The 1,045-nt window shown below is 59.8% G+C and carries 1 pseudogene; it reads left to right on the top strand.

Annotation, left to right across the window (positions count from 1 at the left end):
* Positions 1 to 78: 78 nt before the first annotated feature.
* Positions 79 to 672, top strand: a pseudogene (locus tag ACRXB1_RS36670) (CBS domain-containing protein); the annotation flags it as partial.
* Positions 673 to 1,045: the final 373 nt, after the last annotated feature.

Here is a 1,045-nt window from a genome sequence, read left to right as displayed (position 1 = left end):
TTCTGCGTGGCGGCGAGGCGCACGCGTTCCTTTTCATCGCGATTGCGGCGCAAGGTGACTTCGTACATCGATGTCTGCGCCGCCGCCACGCACGCGCCGCTGATGGCCATCCTGATGATCTTCGAGATGACGCTGAGCTATCAGGTCATGCTGCCGCTGATGCTCTCGTGCGTAGTGGCATTTTTTATCGCGCGGGCCTCGGCGCAGACATCGATGTACGAAGTCACCTTGCGCCGCAATCGCGATGAAAAGGAACGCGTGCGCCTCGCCGCCACGCAGATGCGCGAACTCGTCAAGCCCGCTGACACGATCGTGCAACCTGATGCCGACGTGAAGGCCATGACGCGCGTGTTCCTCGAGTATCCGGTGAAATACCTGTACGTCGTCGATACAGACGGTTTGTTTCGCGGCGTAGTCGCGCTGAAGGACATCACGTCCGACCTGCTCGACGAACGCGATACCGCAGTCAAATCGGCTGCGGATTATCTGCAACCGCATTTCGATGTGCTGACGCCCAACATGTCGCTTGGCGAAGCATTGCAGCACTTCATGGCATTCCAGGGCGAGCGGCTGCCGGTCATCGACTGCGCGGCGCGGCCGGTCCTGCTGGGCGTGGTGTACAAGACGTCGCTGCTCGATGCTTACTTCCGCCTCAATCCGGCCTCGCGCTAGGTCAGGACAAACCCGCGTTGAATTTGCGCGCAGCGTGCAAAAACGTGGCGTCCACGGCGGCCAGGAAAAGACGCGCTGCATCTAGAAATCACGCGAAGAACTTCTTGCCGCGTCCGGCCTCGGCTGGCTTTGCGCTACATGTGAAATCGTCAGTCGATTCGCTAAAGAGTGGCGGCCACTGATTGGCATAACCCTTGCTCGAGTCATCGCTGATAATCTTGTACTGCCTTGATCTGATTCGTTTTGTTGTCAGGAGGGTTGGGCGATGAAAACCTCGACGGTGTTATCCATGGCGCTGGTCTCCGTGTCCTGCTACGCGGCCCCGCTTCACACGGGAGACGGAGCTGCCGACGCCGCGCGGCAAGAGCAGGCA

Source organism: Caballeronia sp. M23-90 (assembly GCF_053574605.1).
This window is presented reverse-complemented; position numbering and strand designations above follow the sequence as displayed.